This window comes from Erwinia sp. HR93 (genome assembly GCF_034555055.1).
Classification (GTDB): domain Bacteria; phylum Pseudomonadota; class Gammaproteobacteria; order Enterobacterales; family Enterobacteriaceae; genus Apirhabdus; species Apirhabdus apintestini.
Window position 1 is genome coordinate 2,320,866 of record NZ_JAXUDP010000001.1, and the last position, 15,068, is coordinate 2,335,933.

The 15,068-nt window shown below is 53.0% G+C and carries 20 protein-coding genes and 2 pseudogenes; 20 read left to right on the top strand and 2 right to left on the bottom strand.

The window, feature by feature from the left end; translation table 11 throughout:
* The first annotated feature begins 14 nt into the window (after window positions 1-14).
* From lepB to acpS (SFA31_RS10805), 8 genes and pseudogenes are all read left to right on the top strand, one after another.
* Window positions 15-983 (top strand): signal peptidase I, encoded by a 969-nt coding sequence (gene lepB / locus SFA31_RS10770; protein WP_322837967.1) that lies wholly within the window; start codon window positions 15-17, stop codon window positions 981-983.
* Window positions 984-1,152: 169 nt separating this feature from the next.
* On the top strand, window positions 1,153-1,833 hold the full coding sequence (gene rnc / locus SFA31_RS10775; RefSeq protein WP_322837968.1) for a ribonuclease III: 681 nt from the start codon (window positions 1,153-1,155) through the stop codon (window positions 1,831-1,833).
* On the top strand, window positions 1,830-2,732 hold the full coding sequence (era, locus tag SFA31_RS10780) for a GTPase Era (protein WP_322837969.1): 903 nt from the start codon (window positions 1,830-1,832) through the stop codon (window positions 2,730-2,732). Before rnc ends, era begins: the two co-directional genes overlap by 4 nt.
* 15 nt (window positions 2,733-2,747) lie before the next feature.
* A complete protein-coding gene (gene recO, locus SFA31_RS10785; RefSeq protein WP_322837970.1) occupies window positions 2,748-3,482 on the top strand; it encodes a DNA repair protein RecO in 735 nt (244 codons plus the stop codon).
* 83 nt (window positions 3,483-3,565) lie between these two features.
* Window positions 3,566-4,297, top strand: coding sequence for a pyridoxine 5'-phosphate synthase (gene pdxJ / locus SFA31_RS10790; RefSeq protein ID WP_322837971.1), 732 nt, complete (start codon window positions 3,566-3,568; stop codon window positions 4,295-4,297).
* Window positions 4,297-4,683 (top strand): holo-ACP synthase, encoded by a 387-nt coding sequence (gene acpS / locus SFA31_RS10795; protein ID WP_322837972.1) that lies wholly within the window; start codon window positions 4,297-4,299, stop codon window positions 4,681-4,683. The genes pdxJ and acpS (SFA31_RS10795) overlap by 1 nt, the downstream gene beginning before the upstream one ends.
* 34 nt (window positions 4,684-4,717) lie before the next feature.
* Window positions 4,718-4,888, top strand: a pseudogene (locus SFA31_RS10800) (hypothetical protein); the annotation flags it as partial.
* Window positions 4,889-4,907: 19 nt separating this feature from the next.
* A pseudogene (gene acpS, locus SFA31_RS10805) lies at window positions 4,908-5,084 on the top strand (holo-ACP synthase); the annotation flags it as partial.
* Between the two features lie 2 nt (window positions 5,085-5,086).
* On the opposite strand, the gene SFA31_RS10810 reads toward acpS (SFA31_RS10805), so the two are convergent.
* Together SFA31_RS10810 and SFA31_RS10815 are read right to left on the bottom strand one after the other, a co-directional pair.
* Window positions 5,087-5,347 (bottom strand): YfhL family 4Fe-4S dicluster ferredoxin, encoded by a 261-nt coding sequence (locus SFA31_RS10810; protein WP_322837973.1) that lies wholly within the window; start codon window positions 5,345-5,347, stop codon window positions 5,087-5,089.
* 96 nt (window positions 5,348-5,443) lie between these two features.
* Window positions 5,444-6,121 carry a helix-turn-helix transcriptional regulator gene (locus SFA31_RS10815; protein ID WP_322837974.1) on the bottom strand — a complete coding sequence of 226 codons (678 nt, stop codon included), beginning with the start codon at window positions 6,119-6,121 and terminating at the stop codon, window positions 5,444-5,446.
* A 257-nt stretch (window positions 6,122-6,378) separates the two neighbouring features.
* Here SFA31_RS10815 and SFA31_RS10820 point away from each other — a divergent pair, with 257 nt between their 5' ends.
* The 12 genes from SFA31_RS10820 (at window position 6,379) to SFA31_RS10870 (ending at window position 15,064) form a co-directional block, all read left to right on the top strand.
* On the top strand, window positions 6,379-6,810 hold the full coding sequence (locus SFA31_RS10820; protein ID WP_322837975.1) for an antiterminator Q family protein: 432 nt from the start codon (window positions 6,379-6,381) through the stop codon (window positions 6,808-6,810).
* A gap of 525 nt (window positions 6,811-7,335) precedes the next feature.
* The gene (locus SFA31_RS10825; protein WP_322837976.1) at window positions 7,336-7,791 is read left to right on the top strand and encodes a lysozyme; all 456 of its coding nucleotides are present in this window, start codon (window positions 7,336-7,338) and stop codon (window positions 7,789-7,791) included.
* A gap of 261 nt (window positions 7,792-8,052) precedes the next feature.
* Window positions 8,053-8,391, top strand: coding sequence for a phage holin, lambda family (locus SFA31_RS10830; RefSeq protein WP_416208327.1), 339 nt, complete (start codon window positions 8,053-8,055; stop codon window positions 8,389-8,391).
* Between the two features lie 380 nt (window positions 8,392-8,771).
* Entirely contained in the window at window positions 8,772-9,257 is a 486-nt protein-coding gene (locus SFA31_RS10835) for a DUF2514 family protein (protein ID WP_322837977.1), read from the top strand.
* Between the two features lie 170 nt (window positions 9,258-9,427).
* Window positions 9,428-9,970, top strand: a complete 543-nt coding sequence (locus SFA31_RS10840; RefSeq protein WP_322837978.1) for a hypothetical protein — start codon at window positions 9,428-9,430, stop codon at window positions 9,968-9,970.
* A 3-nt stretch (window positions 9,971-9,973) separates the two neighbouring features.
* Window positions 9,974-11,455, top strand: coding sequence for a DUF3383 domain-containing protein (locus tag SFA31_RS10845; RefSeq protein ID WP_322837979.1), 1,482 nt, complete (start codon window positions 9,974-9,976; stop codon window positions 11,453-11,455).
* A gap of 14 nt (window positions 11,456-11,469) precedes the next feature.
* Entirely contained in the window at window positions 11,470-11,910 is a 441-nt protein-coding gene (locus SFA31_RS10850) for a phage structural protein (protein WP_322837980.1), read from the top strand.
* Window positions 11,911-11,913: 3 nt separating this feature from the next.
* Window positions 11,914-12,324, top strand: a complete 411-nt coding sequence (locus SFA31_RS10855) for a phage tail assembly chaperone (RefSeq protein WP_322837981.1) — start codon at window positions 11,914-11,916, stop codon at window positions 12,322-12,324.
* A gap of 113 nt (window positions 12,325-12,437) precedes the next feature.
* A complete protein-coding gene (locus SFA31_RS19085; protein ID WP_416208352.1) occupies window positions 12,438-12,509 on the top strand; it encodes a DUF6889 family protein in 72 nt (23 codons plus the stop codon).
* Complete coding sequence (locus SFA31_RS10860) at window positions 12,502-14,190, top strand: hypothetical protein (protein WP_322837982.1); 1,689 nt, start codon at window positions 12,502-12,504, stop codon at window positions 14,188-14,190. The genes SFA31_RS19085 and SFA31_RS10860 overlap by 8 nt, the downstream gene beginning before the upstream one ends.
* Window positions 14,190-14,762: a phage baseplate protein gene (locus SFA31_RS10865; protein ID WP_322837983.1), complete on the top strand. Its 573-nt coding sequence runs from the start codon at window positions 14,190-14,192 to the stop codon at window positions 14,760-14,762. The genes SFA31_RS10860 and SFA31_RS10865 overlap by 1 nt, the downstream gene beginning before the upstream one ends.
* The gene (locus SFA31_RS10870) at window positions 14,759-15,064 is read left to right on the top strand and encodes a phage baseplate plug family protein (protein ID WP_322837984.1); all 306 of its coding nucleotides are present in this window, start codon (window positions 14,759-14,761) and stop codon (window positions 15,062-15,064) included. The genes SFA31_RS10865 and SFA31_RS10870 overlap by 4 nt, the downstream gene beginning before the upstream one ends.
* Window positions 15,065-15,068: the final 4 nt, after the last annotated feature.

The window sequence follows — 15,068 nt, forward strand, 5'->3', positions numbered from 1 at the left end:
CTTAAGGAGTTGGCATGGCGAATATGTTTGCCGTCATTTTGGTCATCGCGACGCTGGTTACCGGCATCATGTGGCTGCTGGAGAAATGCGTCCTTGCGCCTAAGCGGCGCGCCCAAAAGGCGAGCGGAATCGCAGGTCATGAGGTGCAGCAAGCTGAGCCGGACGCTAAAAAGCTGGCCCCGAAGCCCGGCTGGATGGAGACCGGCGCCTCGGTATTTCCGGTGCTGGCGGTGGTACTGATAGTACGCTCGTTTCTGTATGAGCCGTTCCAGATACCATCAGGCTCGATGATGCCGACGCTACTGATTGGCGATTTTATTGTGGTTGAAAAGTTTGCCTATGGCATTAAAGACCCTCTGTATCAAAATACGCTGATTAATACGGGACATCCTAAGCGCGGCGACATTGCCGTATTTAAGTATCCTAAAGACCCCTCTGTGGATTACATCAAGCGCGTTATCGGCGTGCCGGGCGATCGGGTAACTTATGACCCGGTTGAAAAAGAAGTAACGGTTACGCCTGGTTGCAGTTCCGGGCAGGCCTGCGGTAAAGACCTGGCAATCACTTACAGTAACGTTGAACCCAGTGGTTTTGTGCAAACCTTCAGCAACGGCGGGCAGAGCACCAGCGGCTTCTGGCCATTGCCGCAGGGGCAAGATAAAGACGGTGGCGTGCGTCTCGACCAGCGTAATGAAACTCTCGGCGATGTGACACACCGTATCCTGACCGTGCCCATCGCGCAGGATCAGGTGGGAATGTATTATCGCCAGGGCGGCCAGCAGGCGGCGACCTGGATTGTGCCGCCTGGGCATTACTTCATGATGGGCGATAATCGCGATAACAGTGCGGATAGTCGCTACTGGGGGTTTGTGCCGGAGAAAAACATGGTTGGTAAAGCGGTGGTTATCTGGATGAGCTTTGAGAAACAGCAGGGCGCCTGGCCTACCGGCGTGCGATTAAATCGCATCGGCAGCATCAAGTAATAAATCCATCAATCAAGTAACGACATCCCCCGTCGTTGCGTATAGAATATCCCACCGAGTTTTGCCGCGGCTCCCTGAGTACAGGGAGCCGCTGTATACCAAAGCACGCTGAATGCGCCAGAAGGGTTTGGTGTGCTGAATTATCGTCGCATCCATAAACTGGTATCACATGAACCCCATCGTAATAAACAGGCTTCAGCGTAAGCTGGGCTATACTTTCCAACATCAGGAGCTGTTGCAGCAGGCGTTAACCCATCGGAGTGCCAGCAGCAAACACAACGAACGTCTGGAATTTTTAGGCGACTCCATTCTGAGTTATGTCATTGCCAATGCGCTTTATCATCGCTTCCCACGCGTGGACGAAGGCGATATGAGCCGCATGCGCGCAACGCTGGTGCGAGGAAATACGCTGGCGGAAATCGCTCGTGAATTTGAACTGGGCGAATGTTTGCGCTTAGGGCCTGGCGAGCTGAAAAGCGGCGGTTTCCGCCGTGAATCTATTCTCGCCGATACGGTTGAGGCGCTGATCGGCGGCGTTTTCCTTGATAGCGATATTCAAACAATTGAGCAGCTTATCCTCGCCTGGTACCAAACCCGGCTGGATGAGATCAGCCCGGGTGACAAGCAAAAAGATCCGAAAACGCGGCTGCAGGAATATTTGCAGGGGCGGCATTTACCGCTGCCGGCCTACTTAGTGGTTCAGGTACGGGGCGAGGCGCACGATCAGGAATTTACGATCCATTGCCAGGTAAGCGGGTTACAAGAGCCCGTTATAGGTATGGGATCCAGTCGTCGTAAAGCGGAACAGGCTGCCGCAGAACAGGCCTTGAAAGTGCTGGAGCTGGAATGAGTGAATTGACCTGGTGCGGTTTTGTCGCGATTGTCGGGCGCCCGAACGTAGGGAAATCGACCCTGCTCAACAAATTATTGGGGCAGAAAATCTCCATCACATCGCGCAAAGCGCAAACGACGCGCCATCGCATCGTCGGGATCCACACGGAAGGCCCTTATCAGGCTATCTACGTGGATACGCCCGGGCTGCACATGGAAGAGAAACGGGCGATAAACCGGCTGATGAATCGCGCAGCCAGCAGCTCTATTGGCGACGTAGAGTTAATCATTTTTGTGGTCGAAGGCACACGCTGGACGGCTGACGATGAAATGGTGCTGAATAAACTGCGTGGCAGTAAGGCACCGGTAATTCTCGCGGTTAATAAAGTCGACAACGTTGTCGACAAAGCCGAGCTATTGCCGCATTTGCAATTTCTGGGCGCGCAAATGAATTTTCTCGACATTGTGCCGCTCTCTGCGGAAACCGGCATGAACGTTGACACCGTTGCAGGCATCGTGCGCAAGCATCTCCCGCAGGCAATTCATCATTTCCCTGAAGAGTACATCACCGATCGCTCTCAGCGTTTTATGGCCTCAGAAATCATCCGTGAAAAGCTGATGCGCTTTCTGGGCGCGGAATTACCGTATTCCGTTACCGTTGAAATCGAACGCTTCATTTCCAATGAACGCGGCGGTTATGACATCAACGGCCTGATTCTGGTTGAGCGTGAAGGCCAGAAGAAAATGGTCATTGGCAATAAAGGCACCAAAATAAAAACCATTGGTATCGAGGCGCGCAAAGACATGGAAGAGATGTTCGATGCGAAAGTACACCTCGAACTGTGGGTGAAAGTGAAGTCTGGCTGGGCCGATGATGAACGCGCGCTGCGCAGTCTTGGCTACGGCGACGATATGTAGCGGCGAACAACCATCATGGAAGGCTGGCAACGCGCCTTTGTACTGCACGCTCGCCCATGGAGCGAAACCAGCCTGATGCTCGATTTGTTTTCAGAGCAAACGGGCCGGGTGCGCATTGTGGCGAAGGGCGCCCGGGCGCGCCGTTCTAATCTGAAAGGGGCGCTGCAGCCCTTTACTCCGCTGCTGGCGCGCTGGGGCGGCCGAGGTGAAGTTAAAACCCTGCGCGGCGCGGAGGCTGTATCACTCGCGCTACCGCTTAGTGGGATTCACCTCTATAGCGGGTTATATGTTAATGAGCTGGTTTCCCGGGTGCTGGAGCCAGAAACGTCATTTTCCGATCTGTTTTTCGATTATCTTCACTGCCTTCAGGCTCTGGCCTCTGCCTGTGGTCAGCTATCGCCGGAGCCGGCGCTGCGTCGCTTCGAACTGGCGTTACTGGGCCACCTTGGCTACGGCGTAGATTTCTTACACTGCGCCGGCAGCGGCGAGCAAGTTAGCGATACTATGACCTACCGATATCGTGCTGAGAAAGGCTTTATCGCGAGCCTGGTCACGGATAACTACAGCTTTACCGGAAGAGAACTGCGGGCGCTATCCTGTCGGGAGTTTCCGGATATTGGAACGTTAAAAGCCGCTAAGCGTTTTACGCGTATTGCGCTCAAACCCTATCTGGGCGGGCGCCCCCTCAAAAGCCGTGAACTGTTCCGCCAGTTTGTCCCTAAAAAGCCGCGGCCTGTACCGCACTCATAAACACGAATCGCAGCATAGTCAGGCGCTCTCATCCCAGTGTAAACTGCGGCTCTACATCCCCGCTGACAACGTAAGGTAACCCTATGACTGAATTGTTATTAGGCGTCAATATCGATCATATCGCCACGCTGCGTAATGCGCGCGGGACGCGCTATCCCGATCCGGTGCAGGCGGCGTTTATCGCCGAGCAGGCCGGCGCCGATGGCATCACCGTCCATCTGCGTGAGGATCGCCGCCATATCACTGACCGCGACGTGCGTATCCTGCGCCAGACGCTGCACACGCGTATGAATCTTGAAATGGCAGTGACCGATGAAATGCTGGATATCGCCTGTGAACTTCAGCCCCATTTTTGCTGCCTGGTGCCGGAAAAAAGACGGGAAGTTACGACTGAGGGCGGGCTGGATGTGCTGGGTAATCTGGAGAATATCCGCGCGGCCTGCCACAGACTGGCGCAGGCCGGGATTCAGGTTTCATTGTTTATCGATCCGGAACTTGAGCAAATCGATGCTGCCCGTGAAGCCGGTGCGCCCTATATTGAGCTGCACACCGGCGCTTACGCTGATGCGAAAGATGAACCGCAGCGGATGCAGGAACTGTCCCGTATCGCCCGCGCCGCAGGCCGGGCGGCAGAGAAGGGGTTAAAAGTGAATGCCGGCCACGGCCTGACTTACCATAACGTGAAGGCGATTGCGGCGCTGCCGGAAATTCATGAACTTAATATTGGCCACGCCATTATCGGGCAGGCGGTCATCTGCGGGCTGCGGGATGCGGTGGCAGATATGAAGCGCTTAATGCTGGAAGCCCGGCAATAATGGCGATTTTAGGGCTAGGTACCGATATTGTAGAGATATGCCGGATTGAGGCGGTGCTGGCACGCTCCGGTGATAAACTGGCGCGCCGCATCCTGGCGCAAGCAGAATTCGCGCGTTATAAGAGTCACCAGCAGCCAGCCCGTTTTTTAGCCAAACGCTTTGCGGTAAAAGAAGCCGCTGCCAAGGCATTTGGAACAGGGATCCGTAACGGACTCGCCTTCGCGCAATTTGAAGTGATCAATGATGAACTCGGTAAGCCGCAATTACGCTTTCACGGCGCGGCCGGTGAACTGGCCCGGCGCATGGGCGTATGCGCAGTTCACGTCTCGCTTGCCGATGAGCGGCGCTATGCCTGTGCGACGGTAATCATTGAGGGAGTGCGATAGCTTATCCGCATGGTGGAGCAGGATAAATTTATCTCACCAGCAATTTGTTGAAGCGATCGACGATGAACCCGGTAAGCCGCAATTACGCTTTCACGGCGCGGCCGGTGAACTGGCCCGGCGCATGGGCGTATGCGCAGTTCACGTCTCGCTTGCCGATGAGCGGCGCTATGCCTGTGCGACGGTAATCATTGAGGGAGTGCGATAGCTTATCCGCATGGTGGAGCAGGATAAATTTATCTCACCAGCAATTTGTTGAAGCGATCGACGATGAACCCGGTAAGCCGCAATTACGCTTTCACGGCGCGGCCGGTGAACTGGCCCGGCGCATGGGCGTATGCGCAGTTCACGTCTCGCTCGCCGATGAGCGGCGCTATGCCTGTGCGACGGTAATCATTGAGGGGCGCTATAGCTTATCCGCATGGTGGAGCAGCACAAATTTATCCCAAAGCTGCTCTTCCGTTTCCTGATGAGCAGGATCGACAATAATCGTATTCGGGATTGGGCAGACTTTCTGGCACGTCGGGGTATCGTAATGGCCGATACACTCGGTGCAGCGATCGCTGTCAATCTGGTAAATGTTCTCCCCCATGGAGATGGCATCGTTCGGGCATTCCGGCTCGCACATATCGCAATTAATGCATTTTTTGGTAATTAATAACGCCATGGGGCAGTTCTCATCGCTCTCACAGGGGGCGGCATTATACGCTGAATTATCTTTTGGTTGCAGATCGATATTTATGCATTATTGCATAGAATGCAATCAAGGTGCCCAAAGCGTTGATTTGGCAATCCCTGCTACGTACTGCATTTTCGCCACATCGCTTTTTGCAAGACGGATAGGCGCATGATCTTCATTAACCGGCAGGAGATGATAAAAACCATCCCGCTCAAATAAAAACGTCTTCACCATGACTTCGCCATTGTGCGTGACCACCAGCACTTCATCTCCGGGATGAAAATTATGATTGGGCTCAATAATGACGAATTCCCCTTCTTTAATACGCGGCATCATTGAATCCCCTACGCATTTCAGCGCATAGACTTCCTCATCGCTGGAAGGCCAGCGCAAATAGCCGTCACCGGCACCGACCGGATATTCCATATCGCTCCAGTAGCCGCCGTGCCCAAGCTGCGTATTGCCAAGCACCGGCACGCCGCGCGCGTGAAACTGGCAGGGTTCATTAGCCAGCGCGGGTTTATCGCCGTCGGGATTCTCCGGCATATATTTCAGATCCCGCTCAATCAGATCGACCGGTGACACGCCAAAAAAGCTGGCGATGTGGCTAAGCGTGGTGTACTTGGGATCGCGCACCTCTCCGGTTAACATGCGGTGCAGAGTAGACTGCTGCATTTTAAGCTGCCGCGCCAGGCCAGTAACGCTAGAGATCCCGGCTTTATCCATAAGGTATTTGATATTTCTCTCTAAAGTGTCGGCCATGAGTTCCACGCTATTTCAAACGGCGATTCAATCCATGCATATTCGCATAAAAAAAAGCACGATTCAATTCGTTTATGGATTGCAGTTTAATGCATTTATGGATAATCTCAGTTTGGAGCTATACGGAAACGGATTTCTCATCATGCCGACGGAATGGCTATGTTAAGTAAGTAAAGGTAGGCAGTAGGCAACATTGGCATCGCAGACGCGGTAACATGCGGCTTCAAGGCGAACGGTGATGAGAGGGGGGAGAAAGAATGCGAAATATTCAGCGAGTGCTGGAGCTTTGGGGGGGCTGGGCCGCCCGGGATAATCACGGACTAGGATGGTCACCGGTCGCTGCGGGATTCAAAGGATTAATCACTGCACCGCGCTCTTCGCGCCCGTGCTGCTGTGATGATGATGGTCTGGTCATTGATGCCTGTGTGGCAAGACTGCGCCAGATTAGGCAAACGGGGGAATTCGACCTTGTGGTAGCACATTATGTCTATGGTGCATCTAAAAGAACGCTGGCGCGCCTGCTTAAACAGGATGAGAAAACGGTGCGGGTGCAGTTACAGGTTGCAGAGGGGTTTATCGATGGATGCCTGAGTATGCTAAATGCGCGCCTGGAAATGGACCCCGAAGTTGAAATAGAAATAAAAAAGGCGCCTGAGCACAGTCGCCGCCGCGTTGCGATGTTTGCGTAACGGCGCGTAAATTAATTTGTATTCATAGCCTCACTTTTTTGCGGTGATATTAAATGCTACGCATCGTAGGTTATTATTTATTTATAATCTCAATATATATAAAAGGCGCTGAAAAGCGCTTTTTCTACTTCTGGTATAAATAAGTGAAATAACCGCTTGTGCGGTCCGCAGAAATGCGGTTAAGCTATTTATACTGACGATGAGTTAATAAGGCGCTGAAAAGCGCTTTTTCTATTTCTCATATAAATAAGTGAAATAACCGCTTGCGCGGTCCGCAAAAATGCGGCTAAGCTATTTACACTGGCGATAAGTTAATAAGGCGCCAAAAGGCGCTTTATTACTTTTAATATAAATAAGTGAAATAGACGCTTGCGCGGTCCGCAGAAAAGCGGCTAAGCTGTTTATACTGACAATAGGTTAATAAAGCGCTGAAAGGCGCTTTTTTTATTTCCTAACGTAAGTGAACGATTTGACACAGCAATTCAATCTATCTGGAATATAGAATAATAATCAGGTTTAAACAGTATGAATATTAGTGAAAAAGGAATAGCCCTTATTAAAAACTTTGAGGGATGTCGCCTTGAAGCTTATCCCGATCCCGCCACGGGCGGCGACCCCTGGAGTATTGGCTACGGATGGACGCGGCCCGTTGATGGCGTTCCGGTTCATAAAGACATGAAAATTACGCGTAATAAAGCCGAACAGCTCCTGCGCTGTGGGCTGGTGAGCTATGAACAGGCGGTGAATCGTTTGCTTAAAGTCCCGGTGAGCCAAAATCAGTTTGATGCACTAGTTAGCCTGGCCTGGAATATTGGTACCCGCGCATTTTCCACCTCGCTGCTACTTCAGAAATTGAATCAGGGCAATTATCAGGGCGCCGCGCAGCAATTTTTGCGCTGGACATGGGCTGGCGGGGAGTCGATGCCCGGCCTGGTCAGGCGCCGCCGGGCAGAGCAGGACTATTTTCTTTCCGCAGCATAGCCGGCCATATAAACATACGGCAAATCTACCGCGCCGTGATTCAATTTTAATAAGATGCTCATCTGTCATAATGCATGGACGCTATTTAGGTTTCGCCTGGTTACTTAGTATATTGCTGACTCGTTTTTATTATTTATTAGCGCCGGATAAGTAGTTATCGCGCGGCATGATACCAACGCCGTTTGACGCAAAATAGCTATTTTAATAATAAACGGGCGGAGGGAGATAGTTGAGATCTTCGGGCGTATCCGGAGAAGTACGGTGTACAATATTCATGAGATTACAGATAAAAGCATGAAATGGGTGAATGATTATCTCCCGTCATTATTAGCCGCTGGCGCAGCCGGTAGTATCTCTGCGTTAATGAGCATATATGATGGAAAGTCAGTAGTAAAAACGGTTACCGGTGCGCTGTCGTGTGGCATTCTGACGCTAGCCATAGCCGGTTCACTGGAGTTATTTGGCTTACCGGCAAATGCGGTAACATTCGTAGGGGCGACTATTGGGTTTGTTGGTGCAGAAAAGGTTCGAGATAAAGCGCTGACAATCTTTAATCGGCGCTCACCTGGCAGTGAAATTAGAAAGTCATCGGGGAAATAAACGCAGAATTAACAGGATATTTCTGTGAGCGACATCATTGTATAAAGAATATGTTACTCGCCCAGATTATCACTTTTCTCAGTGAGAAAAACAGGCTGCCTGGGTAAATTTTCAGTATGCGTCTTCAAATAATACGATAGCGAACTGTAAGAAAGTAAATGCTATTAATAATTGAATTTTCTCTTCTGGTTATATTTATCGCCGGTGAGTGATGTAATTAATGGCCTGTTAACAGGTTTTATCGGGGCTGAATAACAGCGCTATTATTACTAACCGGCGGGCTATTACGCGCTGAGCATATTTATTTAATTGTACGGCGCGTTAAGCCTCAGCCAATAAACAGCGTGGTCAACATAATAATGGGAAACTGGGGAACAGCCATGTTGAAGTTTCTTCCTGTCTTTGCATTTATTGCCGCTGGTGCCTTTGGCTATCGGATTGGGTATCAGCGCGCGCAGGAAAAATGGCAGGCGCAATGGGCGCAGTACAGTGCAAAGCAGGCACAAACGCTGGCGCGGCAACAGGCGCAGTTCCGGGTCGAAGAACAGCGCAGAAATCAGGCGGTAAAGGAGGTGACAGACCGTGTGGAAAAACAACTGGCTAATGCGAATCGCGATGCCGCTGATGCCCGCTCTGCTGCTCAGCGCCTGCACGCTCAGCTCAGGCGATATCGGCACGACGCCGGCGCCTCCTGCGATACCGGGGCTTGCGGTGCAGGCGCGTCAGCCAAAACCGCCTGCGATATGCTTGCCCGGCTGTTCGCGCAATCTGTCGCGCGCAATCAACAACTGGCAGCGTTTGCTGACGACGCCTGGCGGCGAGGCCGAGCCTGTGAAGCCAGTTATGACGCATTAACGGTACGATAAACGCACCACCGCCTTTTTGGGTGAGGCTAAACCTGGCGGTAACCGGCGTTCAGCTATTAGCTTTGTTTCGCCAGCCGCACATTTTTTCAATTTCATCGATTTAAAGCCCCGAACTTTCGGGGCTTTTTTATGCGCGCCTACTGCGGTAATCGCGCATTAAAGGAGGGGATGTGACTAACAGTAGCAACGCACCGGGGTGGCTGACGCCCCGGAACGATGACCCGGCGTATGACGCCGAGCTGGATAAACTTATCGCCGGCTGGATTACCGGTGTTTCCGGGCTGTCGTCACAGGCGGTCATCCCGATGCGTAATGAGGGGCAGGAACCGCCGAAGGTGGAGAACTGGTGTGAATATGCGGCGGTATTTATCGGGCGTGACCCGAATGCCGTCTGTACGGCGCAGGAAGAGGAGCTGGTCACGCTAAAGCGGGGCGAGACCGTTTCCTGTCGTCTGTGGTTCTGGGGGCCGCTCGGCCAGCGTTACGCCGCGCGATTCCTTGACGGCGTACTGGTTGCCCAGAACCAGGATGAACTGCGCGCGCTGGGCTTCGCCTTCGGCGGTCATGGGGCGCTAATCGGCGTTGCCAAACAAATTAATAACCAATGGGTAAAGCGTTATGACGTGACGCTGCGCCTTTATCGCACGGTGGCGCGTGAGTACGGCGTAATGTCGCTGACTCAGGCCCCCGTCACTTTCTTCACAGGAGAATAAGTTATGTCACAAGGGTTGCCCGTTTCTAATGTGGTAAACGTTACGGTAAATATGGCCGCCCGCGCGGCGCAGGCACGCAATTTTGGTGCGCTGCTGGTCGTCGGCGGTAGTGACGTTATTGATGGCGGCGAGCGTTTGCGCGCCTATTCAGATATGGAAGGCGTAAGCGCCGATTTTGGGATGGATATGCCGGAATATCAGGCGGCAAGCCTGTATTACCAGCAGTCACCGCGCCCGGTTGATATTTTGATTGGTCGCTGGCTGAAAACGGAATCGGCGGCGCTGCTGCGCGGCGCTACGCTGGCGGAAGACGCCCAGCAAATGGCGCGCTTTACCGCCATCAAAGACGGTGCATTATCCATTACCCTCGATGGCCAGGAAAAACAGGTCAGCGCCGTCGATTTAAGTGCGGAAACTTCTCTTAATGGCGTCGCCGGGCGTTTACAGGACGCGCTGGAAGGCTCGACCGTATTTTGGGACGCCGCCAACGCGCGCTTTAGCGTGCAGTCAATTACTAACGGTGAGGGCTCATCGGTGGGCTATGCCTCCGCGCCGAAAGAAGGCAGCGACCTGGCAACCCTGATGGGGTTGACACAGGAAGCGGGCGCGCAGCCAGTGGAAGGTAAGTCGAAAGAAAGTATCGCCGATTGCCTGGCCGCGCTGTCTGCCGCTTCCGGCGACTGGTACGGCGTAGTCATTGCCGATGAGCAGCTCAGCGATGACGAGGTACTGGCAGCGGCTGCGTTTATTGAAGCGGATTCGACCTCGCGCTGTTTCGGCCATACGGTTCAAAGCACCAGCGTACTGGCCTCGGATACCAAAGACGATATCGCCTCGAAGCTGAAAGCGGCGAATTACAGCCGTACTTTTACTCAGTACTCCAGCGCTTCGCCTTTTGCGGCCGCCTCCCTGTTTGGTCGCGCTTTTAGCGTTAACTTCAACGGAAATAACACCACGATCACGCTTAAATTCAAGCGTGAACCGGGGATCCGCGCCGAAACGCTGACTCAGAGCCAGGCCAAAGCGCTGCAGGCGAAAAACTGCAACGTATTTGTTAACTACAACAACGACACCGCCATTATTCAGGAAGGCGTGATGTGCAACGGCGACTTCTTTGATGAACGCCACGGCCTCGACTGGCTGCAAAACTATGTGCAAAACAACCTGTTTAACCTGCTGTACACCAGCACCACAAAAATCCCGCAGACCGATGCAGGCGTAACGCGTCTGTTGAGCAATGTGGAGCAATCGATGGATCAGGCCGTGGTTAATGGCCTGGTGGCACCGGGAGTCTGGAACGGCGGCGATATTGGTGAACTGATGGCGGGTGATACGCTGACCAAAGGCTATTACGTCTATGCCCCGGCGGTAGCCAGCCAGGCACAGGCTGACCGGGAAGCGCGCCGCGCGCCGGTGATTCAGGTGGCATGCAAACTGGCGGGTGCGGTGCACTACGCCGATGTTGAAATTAACGTTGTACGATAAGGAGCAATAATATTATGGGTACTTACTCTTTTCTGGATGTCACCGCTTCTCTCGCCGGCCCGACCGGCGTTATCGACCTGGGCGCCGGCTCCGCTAACGCGGAAGAGGGCATTAGCGTAAAAATGACCGGGGCGAAAAACACCATGACCGAAGGCATTGACGGTGAAGTCATGCACAGCATGGTGCCGGGTAAAACCGGCAGCGTTACCGTCAGCCTGATGAAAACGTCGCCGGTGAATAAAAAGCTCTCTCTGGCCTATAACGCACAAACTCAGTCTTCTGCCACCTGGGGCAAAAATGTCATTGTCATTCGCAACTCAGTGTCTGGCGATACGATAACCGCGCGCGAAGTCGCTTTTAAACAGCTACCCGAATATAAAAACGGCAAAGAAGGCGGCGCGGTTTCCTGGGAATTTGACTGCGGCAAAATCGACCAGGTGCTGGGAGAGTTTTAAACCATGGAGCTAACGATTAAAGACGCGAATTACCGCATCGCCAAGCTCGGCGTTTTCGAACAGCTCAGGGTTGCGCGTAAGCTACTCCCGGTGCTGGCGGAGCTGGCCGCTGAATTCCAGGAGGCGCAGGGCGCCTCCGAAACCGCCATGGGCGACCTGCTGCCAAAAATCGCTGAGGCTATTAGCAGCATTAGCGATGAAGATTGCGACGCTATTCTCCACCCCTGCCTGGGGGTGGTTTCCCGTGAGCATATGCAGTCCTGGGTACCGGTATTTAGCCACGGCACGCTGGCGTTTGATGATATCGACCTGATGACCATGCTGCAGCTCGTGGCCCGGGTGGTGGCCGACTCGCTGGGAAATTTTTTGCACGAACTCCCCGGCGCGGAGATACCCGGCCCGCTAACGGCCTGATTCTGGATACGCTGCCGGACGGAGAAGATTTTATTCTGCGCCCGGCAGAAGTTTTTCATCTCGACTGGCAGTCGCTTAAAAACGGCGCGGTGGACTTATATGACATCGCGCTCATGAACGACTACCTGGCAATGCAGATGGACAATCAGGCCCGGATTGAGCGCTGGAGAGAGGAACATGGCTAAGAGTAAAACTGCAGGAGCTAGCGCCAGCGAGGGGCGCTACTCGCGCGTCATTACATACCTTGCCAACGAGACGCCGAAAATCAATGAACTCAGCGCGTCGCTGGTAAAATTTAACAATGCGCTACTAACATTCAGTCAAAAAGTGGCGTCTGAATTACAGAGCATATCCCGTGCCAGCCAGCTTGCCGGCATGAAACTGGGGCAATACCAGACGCTGCTGTACGCCACGAAGCAGGTGGGCGGTTCGATAACCGGTACGCTGCAGGCGTTTAGCGCGCTGGGTCAGTTCTTAAAAAACAGTAACAACCGCAGCGTGCTACGCCAGCAGGGCATAGCCACCAAAGACGCGTCGGGGAAGGCGCGGGATACCTATGCGATATTTAGCGATCTCAGTAAGCGGATTGCAGAGCTGCCCGACGCGCAGGCAAGAGCGCTGGCGCAAAAAATCGGTATTGGCGATGACGCACGCATCAGCATGCAGCGCGGTCTGGCGGATAACCAAACGCAGTATCAGCAGTTAACCGCGCAAACGCATTTTGACCCTGGCCTTGCGGAAAAACAGAGCCAGCCATTTTTTACCGCATTTAATAAACTGAATGAGCTGGGGAGCATTCTCGGCAGCAAATACGGCGCGCGTCTGGGTAATGCGCTAAGCGGGCCGCTCGAAAAATTTATCAATCTGATTTTGACGAATATGCCGGAAATCGACGCGGCGATGGACAGCTTTATTAATAAAATTGGCTATCTGGCGAATTTTGCAGTCGATAAATTACCGGGGTTAATTAATCAGATCATTGCAGTCAAAGATCTGATGGGAGGATGGAATAGTGTATTTAATTCGATTCTCATCTTTATCGCAGGAAAATGGCTATTAGGGATTTTAGGGGCATTTGCCAGACTGGGTGTTTCCGGGAAAAAAACGCTGGGTTTTTTAGCGGATATGGCAGGTGGTGGAAGTAAAAAATCAGGAACCAAAAATCGCACTGTTCGTTCCGGGCATAAACCTTCGGCAAAAAATAAACGGAAAGCGGGCAAAGCGAATACGCCTTCGGCAAAACCGGTGCCAAAGTCAAAACCGATTTCGGTAAAAAAACCACCGGTGGCTTTGCCAGCATCCGCGGTTAAAACCGGATGGCGGCAAAAATTAGGGGGCGCTTTTAAAAATATAAGTAGCCTGGCGATGAAAGGCTTTACGCGAGCAGCACCGGTGGTGGCACAGGCATGGAAAGTAGCAAAACCAGCGCTGAGGATCGGATCTGCGTTATTAGGCGGGCCGGTTGGTATTGCCGTTAATGCTATTTCGCTGGGATACGATATATGGAGCAAAAGTAAGTCGGGTAACGCATCACCGGACCTCTCTGCCGCATACCTTGAAGCGTGTAATCGTCTTTCAGAGGTATTATCAAAATTCACAGAAACCTGTATTGCAATAATGCGCCCGATGAGTGCGAAATTAACCGGTGAATTTAATCCCGCTTTAATTGGCATGAATCGTACCGGTATTAATAATTCGATGTTTATGATGCCGACACCCGCCCCGGTAACTAACAATATCCAGCAAACTAATCAGTTTTATATTAACGGTGCGAAAGACCCGCGCGCCACGGCGGATATTTTGTCTGAGAAAATTATGGGTAACTTCTCACGTATCGATCAAATCCTCAGGCCAAGGGGGGTGTAATGGATATTCTTTCTGCAATATTTACCGCCTACGGTCACCGCATCGGCACCCTGGTACCGACGGTGGTAACAGTGGAGACCCACGCGCACAAGCTGAACGTCACTTCGCTACCGGTTGAGCGTGGTGCCAGTATTAGCGATCACGCCTGGGTGGAACCGGCGGCGGTAACAATGAAGTGTGGGTTTGCCGGTGGCGGCTCGCTGCTGAATTTTATAGATACCACCGGCTGGCAGATAAAGTCCGGGCTTAGCCCGGCGGAAACCCTCGACAGCCTGATTGCGCTGCAAAAAAGCGCGGCGCTTATCAGGGTCGTCACCAGCAAGCGGACCTATGAAAATATGCTGCTGACTTCGATAGCTACCTCCACGACAAAGGGCGATGAGCACAACCTAACGTGCGACCTGGAGTTAAAAGAAGTCGTGCTGGTGGAGAGCCAGCAAAAAAGCGCGGCACCGAAAACCAACATGACGCAGGGAGTATCGACCTCGGCGCTACAAAACGCCGGAATGAAAAGCGTCAGGCCGGTGCAGGACAGCGGCAAAAAAATGGCGTTGCGCCAGGGGGCAGTATGACGATAGGCGAGATCCCATTAACGGCGGATAACCAGCGCTTTTCTATCCAGCTCGGCGGTCAGCAGCTGTCTTTTACGCTGCAGTGGCGCGACGAGGCCGGATGGCTTGCTGACATCCGCGATGAGAACGATATGCCGCTGCTGAGCGGCCTGCCGCTGGTAACCGGTGGTGACTTACTGGCACCTTATCGCCACCTCGGCCTGCGCGGAGAGCTGCACGTGATTGCCGACGATCCCGGGCAACCGGCGCCGGGGAAAACCAGCCTCGGCGCGCGCCACCATCTGTGGTACATCAGCGCATAAGGTC

What these genes read in the sequence shown, in the direction of transcription:
- lepB (WP_322837967.1), top strand. Translation starts at nt 15, where the DNA reads ATGGCGAATATGTTTGCCGTCATTTTGGTCATCGCGACGCTGGTTACC.
- rnc (WP_322837968.1), top strand. Translation starts at nt 1,153, where the DNA reads ATGAACCCCATCGTAATAAACAGGCTTCAGCGTAAGCTGGGCTATACT.
- era (WP_322837969.1), top strand. Translation starts at nt 1,830, where the DNA reads ATGAGTGAATTGACCTGGTGCGGTTTTGTCGCGATTGTCGGGCGCCCG.
- recO (WP_322837970.1), top strand. Translation starts at nt 2,748, where the DNA reads ATGGAAGGCTGGCAACGCGCCTTTGTACTGCACGCTCGCCCATGGAGC.
- pdxJ (WP_322837971.1), top strand. Translation starts at nt 3,566, where the DNA reads ATGACTGAATTGTTATTAGGCGTCAATATCGATCATATCGCCACGCTG.
- acpS (WP_322837972.1), top strand. Translation starts at nt 4,297, where the DNA reads ATGGCGATTTTAGGGCTAGGTACCGATATTGTAGAGATATGCCGGATT.
- SFA31_RS10810 (WP_322837973.1), bottom strand. Translation starts at nt 5,347, where the DNA reads ATGGCGTTATTAATTACCAAAAAATGCATTAATTGCGATATGTGCGAG.
- SFA31_RS10815 (WP_322837974.1), bottom strand. Translation starts at nt 6,121, where the DNA reads ATGGCCGACACTTTAGAGAGAAATATCAAATACCTTATGGATAAAGCC.
- SFA31_RS10820 (WP_322837975.1), top strand. Translation starts at nt 6,379, where the DNA reads ATGCGAAATATTCAGCGAGTGCTGGAGCTTTGGGGGGGCTGGGCCGCC.
- SFA31_RS10825 (WP_322837976.1), top strand. Translation starts at nt 7,336, where the DNA reads ATGAATATTAGTGAAAAAGGAATAGCCCTTATTAAAAACTTTGAGGGA.
- SFA31_RS10835 (WP_322837977.1), top strand. Translation starts at nt 8,772, where the DNA reads ATGTTGAAGTTTCTTCCTGTCTTTGCATTTATTGCCGCTGGTGCCTTT.
- SFA31_RS10845 (WP_322837979.1), top strand. Translation starts at nt 9,974, where the DNA reads ATGTCACAAGGGTTGCCCGTTTCTAATGTGGTAAACGTTACGGTAAAT.
- SFA31_RS10850 (WP_322837980.1), top strand. Translation starts at nt 11,470, where the DNA reads ATGGGTACTTACTCTTTTCTGGATGTCACCGCTTCTCTCGCCGGCCCG.
- SFA31_RS10855 (WP_322837981.1), top strand. Translation starts at nt 11,914, where the DNA reads ATGGAGCTAACGATTAAAGACGCGAATTACCGCATCGCCAAGCTCGGC.
- SFA31_RS10860 (WP_322837982.1), top strand. Translation starts at nt 12,502, where the DNA reads ATGGCTAAGAGTAAAACTGCAGGAGCTAGCGCCAGCGAGGGGCGCTAC.
- SFA31_RS10865 (WP_322837983.1), top strand. Translation starts at nt 14,190, where the DNA reads ATGGATATTCTTTCTGCAATATTTACCGCCTACGGTCACCGCATCGGC.
- SFA31_RS10870 (WP_322837984.1), top strand. Translation starts at nt 14,759, where the DNA reads ATGACGATAGGCGAGATCCCATTAACGGCGGATAACCAGCGCTTTTCT.